Here is a 16,117-nt window from a genome sequence, read left to right as displayed (position 1 = left end):
TTTTTGTTTGCAATGAGTTTTTGAGCTGGTAGCTGATCGGGGGCTAGACAATCGATCCAATCTGGTAATTTTTATTCCATCATTTTTTTGTGACATTTGTCATATCTCCTCATGACAGAAGCTTCTAGTGACACAACCTTCAAAGAATTATAATAGGTGTATCAAATGGAGGAAGAAAAAATGAAACATAAAGTAATTGTCGCAATGAGTTTAGTAGCAGCAGGAGTCATGACTTATCTCATGTTTTCAGGATTGGACGAAGGCTTCTATCATTTTCCTTGGGAGTTATTTGCAGGATTTGGTATGATGTCTTGGTTGATCCGAGAAGGTTTGAAATTGGTCTCAGATGTGAAAAAGGAGTTTGAAAAATGAAAAAAGCGATTCTCTATCTCTTTATTGCACTATCACTAGTGGTATGGTTGGTCGAAATGTTTACAGGGTGGTTTGACCAAGCCTTCCTTCACCAAGTCATTCGCGGTGCTTGGGGTCTAGGATTTATGATTTTTATCGCCTTTCCGATGGGGAAGGAGTGGTTGAAAGGAGAATATCATGAACATGATTAAGGTAGAAAGCTTAAATAAAACCATCAAGGGCAAGGCTATTTTGAAGGATATTTCCTTTGAGGTAGCTGAAGGTGAATGCGTCGCCTTGATTGGGCCCAATGGTGCCGGAAAGACAACTCTTTTGGACTGTTTGCTTGGAGATAAGCTAGTCACCAGCGGTCAAGTATCTATCCAAGGCTTGCCAGTGACGAGTTCTCAGTTAGACTATATTAGAGGCTACCTGCCTCAAGAAAATGTTATCGTTCAGAAATTAAAGGTCAAAGAGTTGATTGCTTTCTTTCAAAGCATTTACCCAAATCCCTTGAGCAACCAGGAGATCGATCAACTATTGCAGTTTGACCAGCAACAAAAAGAACAGTTGGCAGAAAAATTGTCAGGTGGGCAAAAGCGTCTCTTCTCTTTTGTCTTGACCTTGATTGGCCGACCAAAGCTTGTCTTTTTGGATGAGCCTACTGCAGCCATGGATACCTCAACTCGTCAACGTTTTTGGGAAATTGTCCAGGATCTAAAAGCGCAGGGAGTCACCATTCTCTATTCATCCCATTATATCGAAGAGGTAGAGCATACAGCAGACCGAATCTTGGTCTTGAATAAGGGAGAGTTGATTCGCGATACAACACCTCTAGCCATGCGCAGTGAGGAGATTGAAAAGCACTTTATCCTTCCTCTAGCATACAAGGAAGTCATTGAGCAGTCTAACTTGGTTGAAAACTGGTCACAAAAACAAGATGCTTTGCAAGTAGTTACACGTGAAGCGGATGATTTTTGGCAACTGTTAGTGCAAGCAGGATGTAGCATACAAGAAATCGAAGTTAATAACCGTAGTTTGCTAGATACAATCTTTGAAGAAACACAGAAGGGAGATGACTAAGATGAAACGATGGATCGCACTAAACAAGATAGAATTTCTATTGACCAAACGACAATTAGTCTATTATCTGTTATCCGTAGGGATGCCGACAGCATTCTATTTATTCTTTTCAGGCATGTACCAGGACACACCCGGTGGACCAGATAATTTTATGCGTGACTACCTCATCTCCATGACAGCCTTTTCCATGATGTCGACAGCTATGTTTTCATTCCCAGCTGTTTTACATACCGATAAGATCAACAACTGGCAGAAAACATTAGGCCATACCCCTGTAAATATGGTAGAATATTATCTATCAAAGATAACAAGTATGATGGTTGATTATTTGGTCTCAATCCTGGTTGTTTTCTCAGTTGGGCATTTTGTCAGAGGTGTGGATATGCCTCTAGGAAGTTGGGTTGGATCAGCACTCTTGTTGATAGTTGGAAGTGTAGCTTTTGTAGCGATTGGTTTGACATTGACTCTCTTACCAACTAGTCAGCTGATGTCAGTCGTGGGCAATCTTCTCTATCTAGGCTTGGCTGTGTTAGGTGGACTCTGGATGCCTATCTCTTTATTTCCAGACTGGATGCAGGCAATCGGGAAGTGCCTACCAACTTATCAGTTGATGGAGTTGCTCAAGACCTTCTTAAATGAGGCTAGCATCAATCTATCAGCCTCAGTTTATCTACTTGTTTTTTCAGCAGTTTTATTTGGTTTTACTATTTACCTTCAAGGTCATAAGGAGAATGCTTAATGCTTGAAAGACTGAAAAGCATACACTATATGTTTTGGGCCAGTTTAATTTTTATGGTTTTCCCCATCCTTCCTGTAGTGACTGGGGAGCTTCCTAGCTGGCATTTATTGATTGATATTCTATTTGTCTCGGCTTACTTAGGCGTTTTAACCACAAAGAGTCAGCGTTTATCCTGGCTCTGTTGGATTATCATGCTAGCCTATGTAGCTGGGTATACCGCCTTTGTTGCTGTAAATTATGTTTGGTTCTTCTTTTTCCTTTCCAATCTTTTAACTTATCATTTCGGTGTACGTAGTTTTAATTCTTTACATGTTCAAACTTTTCTCCTTACTCAAGTTCTTGTTGTGGGGCAACTTGTGATTTTTCAGGAAATCGGAGTTGAGTTTTTAGTATTTATACTTGGAATTATTACTTTTGTCGATTTAATGACTTTTGGTTTGGTTCGGATTCGGATTGTAGAGGATTTGAAAGAAGCTCAGGCTAAGCAAAATGCCCAGATAAATCTATTGCTTGCTGAAAATGAACGCAGTCGTATTGGTCAGGATTTGCATGATAGTTTGGGACACACCTTTGCCATGCTGAGTGTTAAAACTGATCTAGCCTTGCAGTTATTTCAAATGCAGGCTTATCCACAGGTGGAGAAGGAATTAAAAGAAATTCACCAGATAAGCAAGGATTCCATGAATGAAGTGCGGACCATTGTGGAAAATCTGAAATCACGGACCTTAGCATCAGAACTTGAAACTGTCAAAAAAATGCTAGAGATTGCTGGAATTGAGGTTGAGGTTGACAATCAATTGGACAAGGCTAGCCTGACCCAGGATGTGGAGTCGACGGCTGCTATGATTTTGTTAGAACTGGCGACCAATATCATCAAACATTCCAGTGCTGAAAAAGCCTATCTAAAACTGGAACGTACAGATCAGGAATTGCTATTGACGGTCAGAGATGATGGGAAAGGTTTTGCAACTGTAAAAGGAAATGAACTCCATACAGTCCGAGATCGTGTTGCAGCCTTCTCAGGTCAAGTAGAGCTGGTCAGCTTGAAACATCCAACAGAGGTGCGCGTGCATCTGCCTTATAAGGAGAGAAAGTAGATGAAAGTATTAGTCGCAGAAGATCAAAGTATGCTTAGAGACGCCATGTGCCAGCTCTTAAGTTTTCAGCCAGATGTAGAGACTGTCTTGCAGGCGAAAAATGGAGCCGAGGCTATTGAGATTTTGGGGAAAGAAGCAGTAGATATTGCCATCCTTGACGTTGAAATGCCAGTCAAGACGGGACTCGAAGCTCTCGAGTGGATCAAACAAGAAGTACCTGAAACCAAGGTAGTTATCGTTACGACCTTTAAACGCCCAGGTTATTTTGAACGAGCGGTCAAAGCAGGAGTAGACGCCTATGTCTTGAAAGAGCGGAGCATCGCCGAGCTCATGCAAACCCTGCATACGGTGTTAGAGGGGCGCAAGGAGTATTCTCCAGAGCTGATGGAAGTCATGATGACCCATCCCAATCCCTTGACCGAGCAAGAAGTCGCTGTTCTACATGGAGTTGCCCAGGGCCTGTCCAACCAAGAAATTGCGGATAAGCTCTACCTCTCAAACGGCACCGTCCGTAATTACATGACAAATATCCTCTCCAAACTAGGCGCCAGCAACCGAACCGAAGCAGCCAAAACTGCCGAAGAAGAAGGCTGGTTGTGAGGGAGAGAAAGAAAAAAATCTCTTAGAAATGAATCTAAGAGATTTTTTTATATTTATTTCACCAACTTCTTCATCTCATCAATACGTGCTACTGTCGCGTCGTACTTCGCTTGGTAGTCGGCTTGTTTGTCGCGTTCTTTTTGGACGACTTCTGGTTTGGCATTGGCTACGAAGCGTTCGTTAGAGAGCTTCTTACCGACCATATCCAGTTCTTTTTGCCATTTAGCGAGTTCCTTATCGAGGCGAGCGAGTTCTTCTTCAACATTGAGGAGGTCTGCCAGTGGCAAGTAGATTTCTGCTCCTGTGATGACGCTTGACATTGCGAGTTCAGGTGCAGGGATGTTTGATGCGATTTCCAAGTGTTCTGGATTTGTGAAGCGTTTGATGTAGTTGACATTGCTGTTAAAGAAGGCTTCCAAATCGCTATCACTTGTCTTCACAAGGATTGTGATTGGCTTGCTTGGTGCTACGTTTACTTCTGCACGCGCATTACGAACAGCACGGATCAAGTCTTTGAGACTTTCTACACCAGTGTGAGCTGCAAGGTCTTCAAAGGCTGGGTTAACAGTTGGGTATTCCGCTGTAACGATAGAGCCTTCTGAGATTTGTCCGAAGATTTCCTCTGTCACAAATGGCATAATTGGGTGAAGGAGACGAAGGATTTTGTCCAAAGTATAAAGGAGAACAGAACGTGTGATGACTTTCTCTTCTTCGTTATCGCTATAAAGGACTTCCTTGGTCAACTCAACGTACCAGTCCGCAAACTCGTCCCAGATGAAGTTGTAGAGGATGTGCCCAGCCACACCAAACTCAAACTTGTCAAAGTTTTCAGTGACCTTACCAATCGTTTCGTTGAGGTTGTGGAGAATCCAGCGGTCTGTGACATTTCCGGCTTCCTTGTTAACCACTTTTTCCACATTGGCAGTTGCTTGCTCAAGGGTCAAGCCTTCATTGTTCATGAGGATGTAGCGAGAGATGTTCCAGATCTTGTTAATGAAGTTCCATGAAGCATCCATTTTCTCATAAGAGAAGCGTACGTCTTGCCCTGGTGCTGAACCGTTTGAAAGGAACCAACGGAGGGCATCGGCACCGTATTTCTCTATCACATCCATTGGGTCAATCCCGTTACCGAGAGATTTAGACATCTTGCGTCCTTGCTCATCACGAATGAGACCGTGGATAAGGACATTTTGGAATGGCTGACGGCCAGTGAATTCCAAAGATTGGAAGATCATACGAGATACCCAGAAGAAGATGATGTCGTAACCTGTTACCAAGGTTGAAGTTGGGAAGTAACGTTTGAAATCCTCTGAGTCGACATCAGGCCAGCCCATAGTTGAGAATGGCCAAAGGGCAGAACTGAACCACGTATCCAAGACGTCTTCATCCTGAGTCCATCCGTCACCTTCAGGTGCTTCCTCACCAACGTACATTTCACCCTCAGCATTGTACCAAGCAGGGATTTGGTGACCCCACCAGAGCTGACGAGAGATTACCCAGTCGTGGAGATTTTCCATCCATTGAAGGAAGGTATCGTTGAAACGAGGTGGGTAGAATTCTACCTTGTCCTCTGTGTCTTGGTTGGCAATAGCATTTTTAGCCAATTGGTCCATCTTCACGAACCATTGCGTAGACAAGCGTGGCTCAACCACGACACCTGTACGTTCTGAGTGACCAACACTGTGGACACGTTTTTCGATTTTAACGAGGGCACCGATTTCTTCTAGCTTAGCAACGACTGCCTTACGAGCTTCAAAACGGTCCATACCTGCAAATTCAAAGGCCAAGTCATTCATGGTTCCGTCATCGTTCATGACGTTGACTTGTGGCAAGTTATGGCGTTGACCAACCAAGAAGTCGTTTGGATCGTGGGCAGGTGTGATTTTAACGACACCAGTACCAAATTCAGGATCTGCGTGTTCGTCCCCAACGATTGGAATCAATTTATTAGCGATAGGAAGGACGACGTTTTTACCAATCAAGTCCTTGTAGCGTGGGTCTTCTGGATTGACCGCAACCGCAACGTCCCCAAACATAGTCTCAGGACGAGTTGTCGCAACTTCAAGGGCGCGTGAGCCATCTTCCAGCATGTAGTTCATGTGGTAGAAGGCACCTTCGACGTCCTTGTGGATTACCTCAATATCAGAGAGGGCTGTGCGAGCCGCTGGGTCCCAGTTGATGATAAATTCACCACGGTAGATCCAGCCTTTTTTGTATAGGTCCACAAAGACCTTGCGCACGGCTTTTGACAAACCTTCGTCAAGAGTGAAACGCTCACGAGAGTAGTCTACAGAGAGTCCCATCTTGCCCCATTGTTCCTTGATGGTAGTGGCATACTCGTCTTTCCATTCCCAGACCTTACTCAAGAAAGATTCACGACCAAGGTCGTAACGGCTGATGCCCTCACCACGCAAGCGCTCCTCAACCTTAGCTTGGGTGGCAATCCCCGCGTGGTCCATCCCTGGAAGCCAAAGCGTATCAAAGCCTTGCATACGTTTTTGACGGATGATGATATCTTGCAACGTTGTATCCCAAGCGTGACCAAGGTGGAGTTTACCAGTTACGTTTGGTGGTGGAATAACGATAGAATAAGGCTTAGCCTTTTTATCGCCTGAAGGCTTGAAAACATCTTCATCAAGCCATTTTTGGTAACGACCAGCCTCAACCTCGGCTGGATTGTATTTAGGTGAAAGTTCTTTAGACATGTGTGTGTCCTTTCTAGTTATTTCTATTTTTAATGTTGACCTTTAGTTTCCCACTCACTCTTCAGCAAGCCGTATCTCAAATCATCACAGCGGTTGCCTTGAGCATCTTTGCGATCTCTTATGCGAGCTTCGAGGGTAAAGCCAAGTTTTTCCGCGACTCGTTGACTTTGGACATTGTAGCCAAAGCAGACCAGTTCAATCTTGTGAAGACCCAATTCTTTAAAGCCTAAGTCAATCAAGGCTCGCGTTGCTTCTGGGACATATCCTCGTCCCCAATAGTCGGGGTGCAAGGTATAGCCAATCTCCAGCACATCATCTTCGTGGCGATGGTTGAAATCAACAGAGCCGATGATTTTATCAGTCCCTTTGACCACAATTCCATAGCCTGCTGGGAGATTATCCTTTTGATTGCGCTCAGGAAGGATATGCTCCAGATAATAAATCTCGTCTTCCAAGGTTTTGACAGGTGGAAAACCTGCTGGGTAAGAAACTTCTGGGAGACTAGCGTAGGTATAAATATCCTCAGCATCCGCTACTGTACGGACTCGTAAGACCAGACGCTCCGTTTCGATTCGTTCTGGCAGTTCAGCTCTTGTCATCCTTTTTCCTCGCTTTCTTGATAAAGCTTCCCATGGAATCGACTCGGTCGTCCAGATAACGATAAACACGCTGGTGGCCGTCCCCCATAAAGTAAGTTGGCGCAAATCGGTCATTTATAAAATGTCCTTTGTCATCTAAGAGCTCTAGATCAGCCAGACGGTCAAGAATCTTGGCAAAGATATGGCAGATGCCATCTTCCTCGATAATTCGATCTACCTGGCAATCTAAAACGACTGGACAAGCCTCTAAAATCGGCGCCTGAGTTCGTTCAGAAATCTCATAGTCAAGGCCCAGGTGTTTCAATTTCTCCCGATGGCTGATAAAGCCAGCCTGCTCCATCTCAAGCATGAGGTTTTCGTCAGGGATGTTCACGGTGAACTGTTGATAATGCTTAATCTGGTCTGCCGCATTTTCCTCAGCACCAACACCGATGACTAGCCAATCGCCCAGGCTATAAGAGGAACTGCAGGTCGTGATATTGTGTCCAAAGTTCTGGTCCTGATACCCCAAAATGAAGATAGGGAAACCAAAATAGAGTTTGCTGGTTTTAAAAGATTGTTTCATGACAACTTCCTTTTGCTAGGCTGCAACAAAAAAATCGCCCCTGTCATCAATCTGACAGGGACGAATGTGTTTAATCCGCGGTACCACCCAATTTCGGGCAGAGCCCGCATCTCTCGTCTTTTAAACAAAAAGACATTTATATTTCATTTTTTAATTTCATCCATTAGCAACCAGTTTTGACACATTTGTGGACTTCTCAGCTCCGCCACTTTCTGTAAAATGTGGGACTCAAAACACCTCTAATGGCTATATTTTAACAAGTTTTTGACGGAAATGCAAGGAACAAGAAAGATTACTTGAACTTGATGCCGTTCTCTTTTAATTTCTTGATTGTAGCTGGACCGATTCCTTTCAAAGCAAGGAGTTCTTTTTCTGTCCAGTTTTTGAAGTCAGCAGCAGATTTGATTCCTTCATCGTAGAAAGTCTTGGCACGGTCGACTGAAAGTCCACCTAGGTTAGCTGCGAATTCTTCTACAGAGCTTGTAACTTTTTGAGCTTGTTCTTTAGTTGCCTCTACAGTTTTTTCAACTTGCTTAGAAACAGCTTTACCTGCGTTGTTTGCAGCTTTTTCAGCGTGTTTCACAACTTTTTTTGTTTCTTCGACAACCTTGTTAACTGCGTTTGAAAGTGCGCCTGAGCGACGAAGGCTGTTTCTTAATTGTTTTTTACGTTGTAGTTTTTTTGACATGATAAGATCCTTTCAATAAAAAACCCCTGTGACTGAACAAGGATAAATCTTTATGTTTTATTGTATCAACTTTCTTTAGGAAATGCAAGGCTTGTTAGTTTAGAAAGATAGGAGTTATATAGGAAATTCCGCCTTAGAATAAGAAAAGATGTTAGAAGAAATGCGAAAAATATGGTATAATGAAACGATAGATTTTTGAATAGGAATACAATCATGTTTGGATTTTTAAAAAAAGATAAAGTTACAGAAACACCAGCGGTAGTGCCAGCTCACATCGGAGTTATCATGGATGGGAATGGTCGTTGGGCTAAAAAACGCATGCAGCCACGTGTCTTTGGTCATAAGGCTGGGATGGATGCTTTGAGAACAGTAGCCATTGCTGCTAGTGATATGGGTGTCAAGGCTATGACAGTTTATGCCTTTTCAACTGAAAACTGGACTCGTCCAGACCAGGAAGTTAAGTTTATCATGAACCTTCCGGTTGAATTTTACGATAAGTATGTCCCTGAGTTGCATCAAAAGAACATGAAGATTCAAATGATAGGGGAAACGGATCGTTTGCCTAAACAAACTTTCGAGGCTTTGAAAAAGGCAGAAGAGTTGACAAAGTTGAATACTGGTTTGATTCTCAATTTTGCCCTTAATTACGGTGGACGAGCTGAAATTACACAGGCAGTCAAGTTGATTGCGCAGGATGTTTTGGATGCCAAGGTGAATCCAGGCGATATTACAGAAGAGTTGATTGGGGAATATCTCTTTACGGGACATTTGCCGAAAACCTTGCGCGATCCAGATTTAATCATCCGAACTAGTGGCGAGCTTCGTTTGAGTAATTTCTTGCCTTGGCAAGCAGCTTATAGTGAACTTTATTTCACAGATGTCTTGTGGCCTGACTTTGATGAGGAAGCCTTGAAGGAAGCTATTGCAGAGTTTAACCGCCGCAATCGTCGATTTGGAGGAGTATAGGAAAATTATGAAAAAGGACTTAATAAAGAGGACCATATTTGCCGCTTTGGCCCTAGCTATCTTTATCCCACTCTTGATGGTTGGAGGACTGTGGCTACAGATTGTGATGGGAATTTTAGCCATGCTTGGAGTTCATGAATTGCTCCAGATGAAAGGTTTAAATACCATGACCCCTGAGGGCTTGTTGACCTTGCTAGCAACTTTCGTACTAACCATCCCCTTGGAAAACTATCTGGCCTTTTTGCCCGTAGATGGAAATGTCGTCGCATACAGTGTTGTAATTTTTGTTATGCTTGGAGCGACTGTCTTCAGCAAAAACTACACGATTGAGGATGCCGCCTTCCCAATTGCTATGAGCTTCTATGTTGGTTTTGGATTCAACGCTTTAGTCGATGCTCGAATCGCTGGCTTGGATAAAGCACTCTTGGCTCTCTGTATCGTGTGGGCAACAGATAGTGGTGCCTACCTAGTGGGTATGAATTTTGGAAAGAGAAGATTGGCTCCAAGAGTTTCTCCTAACAAATCAGTAGAAGGAGCTTTTGGTGGGATTGTAGCTGCTATGCTTGTCACACTCATCTTTATGTTAGTGGATAGCACAGTTGCCCTTCCTTACGGCATTTATAAAATGATGCTCTTTGCAATTTTCTTTAGTATTGCAGGTCAATTAGGTGATTTGATTGAAAGTGCCATGAAACGCCATTTTGGAGTCAAGGATTCAGGATTCTTTATTCCAGGGCATGGCGGAGTACTGGATCGTTTTGATTCTATGCTAGCAGTTTTCCCTATTATGCACCTCTTTGGCTTATTTTAAGGAAAGGTGAACAGAAATTAAATGATAGGATTATTAACCTTTATCCTTGTTTTTGGAATTATAGTGGTGGTTCACGAGTTCGGACATTTTTACTTTGCCAAGAAGTCTGGCATTCTGGTTCGTGAATTTGCCATTGGAATGGGTCCAAAAATCTTTGCCCATATCGGGAAAGACGGGACAGCTTACACGATTCGTCTCCTACCGCTGGGTGGTTATGTCCGCATGGCAGGTTGGGGCGAGGATACCACAGAGATTAAGACAGGAACTCCTGTTAGTTTGACTTTAGCCGAAGATGGCAAGGTTAAGCGTATCAATATTTCTGGGAAGAAGGTCGACCAAACAGCACTTCCGATGCAGGTAACCCAATATGACTTTGAGGATAAACTCTTTATCACTGGTTTGGTTTTGGAAGAGGAAAAAACGTTCTCCGTAGACCATGACGCAACTATTGTGGAATCTGATGGAACGGAAGTTCGTATCGCTCCGCTAGACGTCCAATATCAAAATGCGACTGTCTGGGGCAAGTTAATTACCAACTTTGCAGGCCCCATGAATAACTTTATCCTAGGAGTTATCGTCTTCTGGATTTTGATTTTCATGCAAGGTGGTGTTCGTGATACACAAAGTAATAACTTTAGTATCATCCCTGATAGCGCGATTGCAAAGGTCGGTGTTGAAAATACGGCCCAAATCACTAAAGTCGGTTCACACGAAATCAGTAACTGGCAAGATTTGATTCAGGCAGTGGAAGCAGAGACCAAGGATAAAACAGCACCTGTTTTAGATGTGACAGTCTCTGAAAATGGAACTGAAAAACAAGTCAGTGTGACACCTGAGGAAAGTCAAGGGCGTTATATTTTAGGTGTTCAACCGAAACTCAAATCGGATATCTGGTCTATGTTTGTAGGTGGATTCACATCTGCAGCGGACTCAGCCTTGCGCATTCTTAATGCTTTGAAAAACTTGATTTTCCAACCGGATTTGAATAAATTGGGTGGTCCTGTGGCTATCTTTAAGGCAAGTAGTGATGCTGCTAAGAATGGTCTGGAAAACGTCCTGTTCTTCTTGGCTATGATTTCTATCAATATCGGGATTTTCAACTTGATTCCTATCCCGGCACTTGATGGTGGGAAAATCGTGCTCAACATCATTGAAGCTATTCGCCGCAAACCACTGAAACAAGAAATTGAAACCTATGTTACTCTAGTTGGAGTTGTGATTATGGTTGTCTTGATGATCGCCGTAACCTGGAACGACATCATGCGAACCTTCTTTTAAGAATTAGAGGAAAAATATGAAACAAAGTAAAATGCTAATCCCAACGCTTCGCGAAATGCCAAGCGATGCTCAAGTTATCAGCCACGCCCTTATGTTGCGTGCTGGTTATGTTCGTCAAGTTTCAGCAGGAGTCTATTCTTACCTGCCACTTGCTAACCGTGTTATTGAAAAAGCTAAGAAAATCATGCGCCAGGAATTTGACAAGATTGGTGCGGTTGAGATGTTGACTCCAGCCCTTCTCAGTGCGGATCTTTGGCGTGAGTCTGGCCGTTATGATACTTACGGTGAAGACTTGTACAAATTGAAAAACCGTGAAGGTTCTGACTTTATTCTAGGTCCTACTCACGAAGAAACTTTCACAGCGATTGTCCGTGATTCTGTCAAGTCTTACAAGCAATTGCCACTAAACTTGTACCAAATCCAACCTAAATACCGTGATGAAAAACGTCCACGTAATGGACTTCTCCGTACGCGTGAATTCATCATGAAAGATGGCTATAGCTTCCATGCTAACTACGATAGTTTGGATGTAACTTATGATGAGTATAAGGCAGCTTATGAGCGTATCTTCACTCGTAGTGGTTTAGACTTCAAAGCCATCATCGGTGATGGTGGAGCTATGGGTGGTAAGGATAGCCAAGAGTTTATGGCCATCACACCTGCTCGTACAGATCTTGACCGTTGGGTGGTGTTAGACAAGTCAGTCGCATCATTTGATGAGATTCCTGCAGAAGTGCAAGAAGAAATCAAGGCAGAATTGCTCAAATGGATGGTTTCTGGTGAAGATACCATTGCTTACTCAAGTGAATCAAGCTATGCAGCTAACTTGGAAATGGCAACGAACGAGTACAAACCAAGCAATCGTGTTGTGACTGAAGATCAAGTGGCTCGCGTGGAAACACCAGGTGTCAAATCGATTGATGAAGTGGCTGCTTTCTTGAATGTCTCTGAAGAACAAACAATCAAGACCTTGGTTTATATTGCAGATGAGGAGCCAGTTGTGGCTCTACTCGTTGGCAATGACCAACTCAACGAAGTTAAATTGAAAAACTATCTTGGAGCAGACTTCTTAGAACCTGCAACTGAGGCAGAAGTGAAAGAATTGTTGGGAGCGGACTTTGGTTCTCTTGGCCCAGTAAATCTTCCAGAAAATGTTAAGATTATCGCTGACCGCAAGGTACAAGATAGCCGTAATGCGGTTGCTGGTGCCAACGAAGATGGCTACCACTTGACTGGTGTAAACCCAGGTCGTGACTTCACTGCCGAGTATGTGGATATCCGTGAAGTTCGTGAAGGTGAAATTTCTCCTGACGGACAAGGTGTTCTCAACTTTGCGCGTGGTATTGAAATTGGTCACATCTTTAAACTGGGTACTCGTTACTCAGCAAGTATGGGAGCAGATGTCTTGGACGAAAATGGCCGCGCTGTGCCAATCATCATGGGATGCTACGGTATCGGTGTCAGCCGTCTCCTTTCAGCAGTTATGGAGCAACATGCTCGCCTCTTTGTGAACAAAACTCCAAAGGGTGAATACCGTTACGCTTGGGGAATCAACTTCCCTAAAGAATTGGCGCCATTTGATGTGCACTTGATTCCAGTTAATGTCAAGGACGAAGCAAGTCTTGAATTGACTAATCGCATCGAAGAAGCCTTGGTCAACAAAGGATACGAAGTCTTGACAGATGACCGTAACGAACGTGTCGGAGTTAAATTCAGCGATAGCGATTTGATCGGTCTTCCAATCCGTATCACTGTTGGGAAGAAAGCAGCCGACGGTATCGTAGAAGTGAAGATCAAGGCGACAGGAGATACAATCGAAGTTCACGCAGATAACTTGCTTGAAACCCTTGAAATCTTAACCAGCAAATAAAATCTATAATCAGAAGAAAAACAAGACAAAAATGTAACTAGTTTTTGCCTTGTTTTTTCTTTATAATGAGAGAAAGTAAACATTAAAAGCGTAAAAAGAGGTAGTACTATGCTAAAATTTCCAAAGGATTTTGTCTGGGGTTCCTCAACTTCTGGACCGCAGACAGAAGGACGAGTTCCTGGTGACGGTAAAGGAGATAATCTCTGGGATTATTGGTACCAAGTAGAGCCAAACCGTTACTACAATGGGATTGGCCCAGATAAGACGTCGACCTTCTATGAAAACTGGGAAAAAGATATCGAACTATTGTTAGAAACAGGACATACAGCTTTTCGAACCTCTATCCAGTGGTCTCGTATTTTCCCACAAGGGCGTGGAGAAGTCAATCCTCAAGGGGTGGCTTTCTACCGTCAGGTATTTGAAGCCATCAAGGCTAAGGGAATTCGTCTTTTAGTCAATCTCTATCACTTTGACTTGCCTTTCGCCCTTCAAGAAGATGGGGATGGTTGGGAAAATAAAGCAACTATTAAGGCTTATGAAGACTATGCTCGTTTCTGCTTTGAAACCTACGGTGACCTTGTGGACCAATGGATTACCTTCAATGAGCCTATCGTTCCTGTTGAGTTTGGCTATTTTTATGATGCCCATTATCCACATAAGGTGGATGCCAAAGCAGCGGTTAAGGTTGCCTATCATACACAACTGGCGAGCACTCTTGCAGTTAAGGCTTGTCATGAAGTCTTACCAGGCTCTAAGATTGGGATTGTCCTCAACTTGACACCAGCCTATCCACGTAGCCAACATCCTGCTGACGTGAAAGCTGCTCGTATTGCAGATCTCTTCCAGGCACAATCTTTCCTAGATCCGTCTGTTTTAGGAACATATCCAGAAGAGTTAGTGGAAATTTTGTCTGAGCATGACTTGCTGCCAGATTCTACAGCCGAAGAGTTGGAACTCATTCGTGAGAACACCGTTGACTTCCTAGGAGTCAACTACTATCAGCCTTTGCGTGTTATGGCGCCACGTTTTGCTAAGCATCCTGACAGTCCACTCTTGCCAGAGCATTTCTATGAACCTTACGTCATGCCTGGTCGTAAGATCAATCCGCACCGTGGTTGGGAAATCTACGAGCAAGGAATTTATGACATTGCTCAAAATATCAAGGAAAACTATGGAAATATTGAGTGGATGCTGACCGAGAATGGGATGGGTGTTGAAGGTGAAGATAAGTTCCGTGAAAGTGGGATGATCCAGGATGACTACCGTATCGACTTTGTCAAAGGTCACCTTCGTGAACTGCATCGTGCTATCGAAGACGGTGCTAACTGTAAAGGATATTTGATTTGGACCTTTATCGATTGCTGGTCATGGCTCAACAGCTACAAAAATCGCTATGGTTTGGTCGAGCTAGACTTAGAAACACAAGAACGCCGCTTGAAAAAATCAGGCCACTGGTTCAAAGAGCTCAGTGACAATAATGGGTTTTAAGTAACTTTTCAAATAAATTCAAAAAACCATTGGAAATAAAGCTCTCTGAGAGAGTTTCCAATGGTTTTTATTTGTCTTAAAGTAATCCGATAAAAAGCAACAAGGCTGACAGAGCAATAAAGGCTAGGGTTGCTAGACCACGTTGGCCTGGATTGTATATCTTTCGTTCTCCTCGAACTGGGAAGACAATAGCTAGTAAGGCACCACCGACAGCTCCACCTACGTGTCCAGCAAGGCTAATACCAGGCATTAAAACACTACCTACTAGGTTGATGACCAAGAGAGAAAGGTAAGATTGACCGAGCTGTTGAAGGTAGGGGTTGCGTGAGGCATAACGGAGAACGACAATAGAGGCAAACATACCATATAGGGCAGTTGAAGCACCAGCCGTAATGGCGTTGGGACTAAAAACGAGGACAAAGAGATTTCCCATCATACCTGATAGAAGATAGATAAAGAAAAACTGTTTAGAGCCAAAGATCTGCTCCATCTGACGTCCCAAAAAGTAGAGGGACAGCATATTAACAAAAAAGTGCTGCAAGCCAATGTGGACAAAGGTGGCCGAGAATAAGCGCCAGATTTGTTCAGGCATGGCCTTGATGGCAGGAGGATAAATAGCTCCGAACTGGTACAAGGTAGCTGCACTTGTGTAATTGAATCCGCTAGTTAGAAACATGATGATAAAAACTAGCGTTGTCACGAGGAGAAAGAAGCTCGTGGTGGGATAACGACGATCAAAAATCTCTTTCATAGATGAGTACCTCCTCAACTGGTATATCGTAGTGATCCGGTTGGAAATCCTGAATCTGGCATGGATAAAGCGTACTAATGGTATGACCTGGGAAATGCTCCAAGTAGCGATCGTAATAGCCACCACCGTAGCCAACCCGATAACCAGAAGTATTGAAAGCTAATCCGGGAACATGGATCAAGTCAATCTGAGACGGCTCAAAGACAATAGCTTTCCCCTGTGGTTCAAGGAGACCAAAAGAGTTTCTTTCGAGCTTCTCTGGTTCATATAGAACCAAATCCATTTTCCCATGTGGATAAGTTTTGGGAATGAGGATAGTCTTTCCATCTTTTTGAGCTTGTTCGATGAGTTCAGCTGTCTGAAATTCATGGGGAAAAGACAGATAAGTGGCGATGTTTTTTGCTTCCTTATAGAATGGATGTTGAAGGAGCTGCTCTGTGAGCCAAGCGTTCATGCTCTGCTTTTCTTCTTTGGATAGAGACTTAAGTCCTTGCAAGACCTGCTTGCGTAAGCTTTTTTTCATAGT

General features: G+C 43.4%; 17 protein-coding genes. 11 read left to right on the top strand and 6 right to left on the bottom strand.

Annotation, left to right across the window (positions count from 1 at the left end; all coding sequences use genetic code 11):
* The first annotated feature begins 165 nt into the window (after positions 1 to 165).
* The 6 genes from GOM46_RS07735 to GOM46_RS07710 are packed head-to-tail and all read left to right on the top strand — an operon-like array spanning position 166 to position 3,870.
* The gene (locus GOM46_RS07735) at positions 166 to 372 is read left to right on the top strand and encodes a hypothetical protein (RefSeq protein ID WP_025170070.1); all 207 of its coding nucleotides are present in this window, start codon (positions 166 to 168) and stop codon (positions 370 to 372) included.
* The gene (locus GOM46_RS07730) at positions 369 to 563 is read left to right on the top strand and encodes a hypothetical protein (protein ID WP_000709296.1); all 195 of its coding nucleotides are present in this window, start codon (positions 369 to 371) and stop codon (positions 561 to 563) included. Before GOM46_RS07735 ends, GOM46_RS07730 begins: the two co-directional genes overlap by 4 nt.
* Entirely contained in the window at positions 550 to 1,434 is an 885-nt protein-coding gene (locus tag GOM46_RS07725) for an ABC transporter ATP-binding protein (protein WP_235083514.1), read from the top strand. Before GOM46_RS07730 ends, GOM46_RS07725 begins: the two co-directional genes overlap by 14 nt.
* A 1-nt stretch (position 1,435) precedes the next feature.
* The gene (locus GOM46_RS07720; RefSeq protein ID WP_235083513.1) at positions 1,436 to 2,173 is read left to right on the top strand and encodes an ABC transporter permease; all 738 of its coding nucleotides are present in this window, start codon (positions 1,436 to 1,438) and stop codon (positions 2,171 to 2,173) included.
* Entirely contained in the window at positions 2,173 to 3,270 is a 1,098-nt protein-coding gene (locus GOM46_RS07715) for a sensor histidine kinase (RefSeq protein WP_235083512.1), read from the top strand. Before GOM46_RS07720 ends, GOM46_RS07715 begins: the two co-directional genes overlap by 1 nt.
* A complete protein-coding gene (locus GOM46_RS07710) occupies positions 3,271 to 3,870 on the top strand; it encodes a response regulator transcription factor (protein WP_006151288.1) in 600 nt (199 codons plus the stop codon). It abuts the gene before it with no gap.
* 53 nt (positions 3,871 to 3,923) lie between these two features.
* Here GOM46_RS07710 and GOM46_RS07705 read toward each other — a convergent pair whose 3' ends face one another.
* From GOM46_RS07705 to GOM46_RS07690, 4 genes are all read right to left on the bottom strand, one after another.
* On the bottom strand, positions 3,924 to 6,575 hold the full coding sequence (locus GOM46_RS07705; protein ID WP_235083511.1) for a valine--tRNA ligase: 2,652 nt from the start codon (positions 6,573 to 6,575) through the stop codon (positions 3,924 to 3,926).
* Positions 6,576 to 6,604: 29 nt separating this feature from the next.
* Positions 6,605 to 7,174 (bottom strand): GNAT family N-acetyltransferase, encoded by a 570-nt coding sequence (locus tag GOM46_RS07700; protein WP_235083510.1) that lies wholly within the window; start codon positions 7,172 to 7,174, stop codon positions 6,605 to 6,607.
* On the bottom strand, positions 7,161 to 7,739 hold the full coding sequence (locus GOM46_RS07695; protein WP_235083509.1) for a flavin reductase family protein: 579 nt from the start codon (positions 7,737 to 7,739) through the stop codon (positions 7,161 to 7,163). Before GOM46_RS07695 ends, GOM46_RS07700 begins: the two co-directional genes overlap by 14 nt.
* A gap of 292 nt (positions 7,740 to 8,031) precedes the next feature.
* A complete protein-coding gene (locus GOM46_RS07690) occupies positions 8,032 to 8,427 on the bottom strand; it encodes a helix-hairpin-helix domain-containing protein (RefSeq protein ID WP_006151340.1) in 396 nt (131 codons plus the stop codon).
* Positions 8,428 to 8,640: 213 nt separating this feature from the next.
* On the opposite strand from GOM46_RS07690, the gene GOM46_RS07685 reads away from it, so the two are divergent.
* The 5 genes from GOM46_RS07685 (at position 8,641) to GOM46_RS07665 (ending at position 14,840) form a co-directional block, all read left to right on the top strand.
* Complete coding sequence (locus GOM46_RS07685; protein ID WP_016466323.1) at positions 8,641 to 9,393, top strand: isoprenyl transferase; 753 nt, start codon at positions 8,641 to 8,643, stop codon at positions 9,391 to 9,393.
* A gap of 7 nt (positions 9,394 to 9,400) precedes the next feature.
* Entirely contained in the window at positions 9,401 to 10,204 is an 804-nt protein-coding gene (locus GOM46_RS07680) for a phosphatidate cytidylyltransferase (RefSeq protein WP_006151336.1), read from the top strand.
* 21 nt (positions 10,205 to 10,225) lie between these two features.
* On the top strand, positions 10,226 to 11,482 hold the full coding sequence (gene rseP, locus GOM46_RS07675) for an RIP metalloprotease RseP (RefSeq protein ID WP_235083508.1): 1,257 nt from the start codon (positions 10,226 to 10,228) through the stop codon (positions 11,480 to 11,482).
* A 16-nt stretch (positions 11,483 to 11,498) separates the two neighbouring features.
* Positions 11,499 to 13,352 carry a proline--tRNA ligase gene (locus GOM46_RS07670; RefSeq protein ID WP_235083507.1) on the top strand — a complete coding sequence of 618 codons (1,854 nt, stop codon included), beginning with the start codon at positions 11,499 to 11,501 and terminating at the stop codon, positions 13,350 to 13,352.
* 108 nt (positions 13,353 to 13,460) lie between these two features.
* Entirely contained in the window at positions 13,461 to 14,840 is a 1,380-nt protein-coding gene (locus GOM46_RS07665) for a glycoside hydrolase family 1 protein (protein WP_235083506.1), read from the top strand.
* Positions 14,841 to 14,916: 76 nt separating this feature from the next.
* Here the strand turns inward: GOM46_RS07665 and GOM46_RS07660 are convergent, their stop codons facing one another.
* Together GOM46_RS07660 and GOM46_RS07655 are read right to left on the bottom strand one after the other, a co-directional pair.
* Entirely contained in the window at positions 14,917 to 15,591 is a 675-nt protein-coding gene (locus tag GOM46_RS07660) for a rhomboid family intramembrane serine protease (protein WP_235083505.1), read from the bottom strand.
* A complete protein-coding gene (locus GOM46_RS07655) occupies positions 15,575 to 16,114 on the bottom strand; it encodes a 5-formyltetrahydrofolate cyclo-ligase (protein ID WP_235083504.1) in 540 nt (179 codons plus the stop codon). Before GOM46_RS07655 ends, GOM46_RS07660 begins: the two co-directional genes overlap by 17 nt.
* Between the last annotated feature and the right edge of the window lie 3 nt (positions 16,115 to 16,117).

Origin of the sequence: Streptococcus infantis, assembly GCF_021497965.1 — a bacterium.
Lineage (GTDB): Bacteria > Bacillota > Bacilli > Lactobacillales > Streptococcaceae > Streptococcus > Streptococcus infantis_B.
This window is presented reverse-complemented; position numbering and strand designations above follow the sequence as displayed.

Bases quoted from the DNA above. Each gene is read 5' to 3' on its own strand.
- GOM46_RS07720 (WP_235083513.1), top strand. From the start codon at position 1,436: ATGAAACGATGGATCGCACTAAACAAGATAGAATTTCTATTGACCAAA.
- GOM46_RS07715 (WP_235083512.1), top strand. From the start codon at position 2,173: ATGCTTGAAAGACTGAAAAGCATACACTATATGTTTTGGGCCAGTTTA.
- GOM46_RS07705 (WP_235083511.1), bottom strand. From the start codon at position 6,575: ATGTCTAAAGAACTTTCACCTAAATACAATCCAGCCGAGGTTGAGGCT.
- GOM46_RS07695 (WP_235083509.1), bottom strand. From the start codon at position 7,739: ATGAAACAATCTTTTAAAACCAGCAAACTCTATTTTGGTTTCCCTATC.
- GOM46_RS07655 (WP_235083504.1), bottom strand. From the start codon at position 16,114: ATGAAAAAAAGCTTACGCAAGCAGGTCTTGCAAGGACTTAAGTCTCTA.
- GOM46_RS07700 (WP_235083510.1), bottom strand. From the start codon at position 7,174: ATGACAAGAGCTGAACTGCCAGAACGAATCGAAACGGAGCGTCTGGTC.
- rseP (WP_235083508.1), top strand. From the start codon at position 10,226: ATGATAGGATTATTAACCTTTATCCTTGTTTTTGGAATTATAGTGGTG.
- GOM46_RS07690 (WP_006151340.1), bottom strand. From the start codon at position 8,427: ATGTCAAAAAAACTACAACGTAAAAAACAATTAAGAAACAGCCTTCGT.
- GOM46_RS07725 (WP_235083514.1), top strand. From the start codon at position 550: ATGAACATGATTAAGGTAGAAAGCTTAAATAAAACCATCAAGGGCAAG.
- GOM46_RS07710 (WP_006151288.1), top strand. From the start codon at position 3,271: ATGAAAGTATTAGTCGCAGAAGATCAAAGTATGCTTAGAGACGCCATG.
- GOM46_RS07730 (WP_000709296.1), top strand. From the start codon at position 369: ATGAAAAAAGCGATTCTCTATCTCTTTATTGCACTATCACTAGTGGTA.
- GOM46_RS07670 (WP_235083507.1), top strand. From the start codon at position 11,499: ATGAAACAAAGTAAAATGCTAATCCCAACGCTTCGCGAAATGCCAAGC.
- GOM46_RS07660 (WP_235083505.1), bottom strand. From the start codon at position 15,591: ATGAAAGAGATTTTTGATCGTCGTTATCCCACCACGAGCTTCTTTCTC.
- GOM46_RS07735 (WP_025170070.1), top strand. From the start codon at position 166: ATGGAGGAAGAAAAAATGAAACATAAAGTAATTGTCGCAATGAGTTTA.
- GOM46_RS07685 (WP_016466323.1), top strand. From the start codon at position 8,641: ATGTTTGGATTTTTAAAAAAAGATAAAGTTACAGAAACACCAGCGGTA.
- GOM46_RS07665 (WP_235083506.1), top strand. From the start codon at position 13,461: ATGCTAAAATTTCCAAAGGATTTTGTCTGGGGTTCCTCAACTTCTGGA.
- GOM46_RS07680 (WP_006151336.1), top strand. From the start codon at position 9,401: ATGAAAAAGGACTTAATAAAGAGGACCATATTTGCCGCTTTGGCCCTA.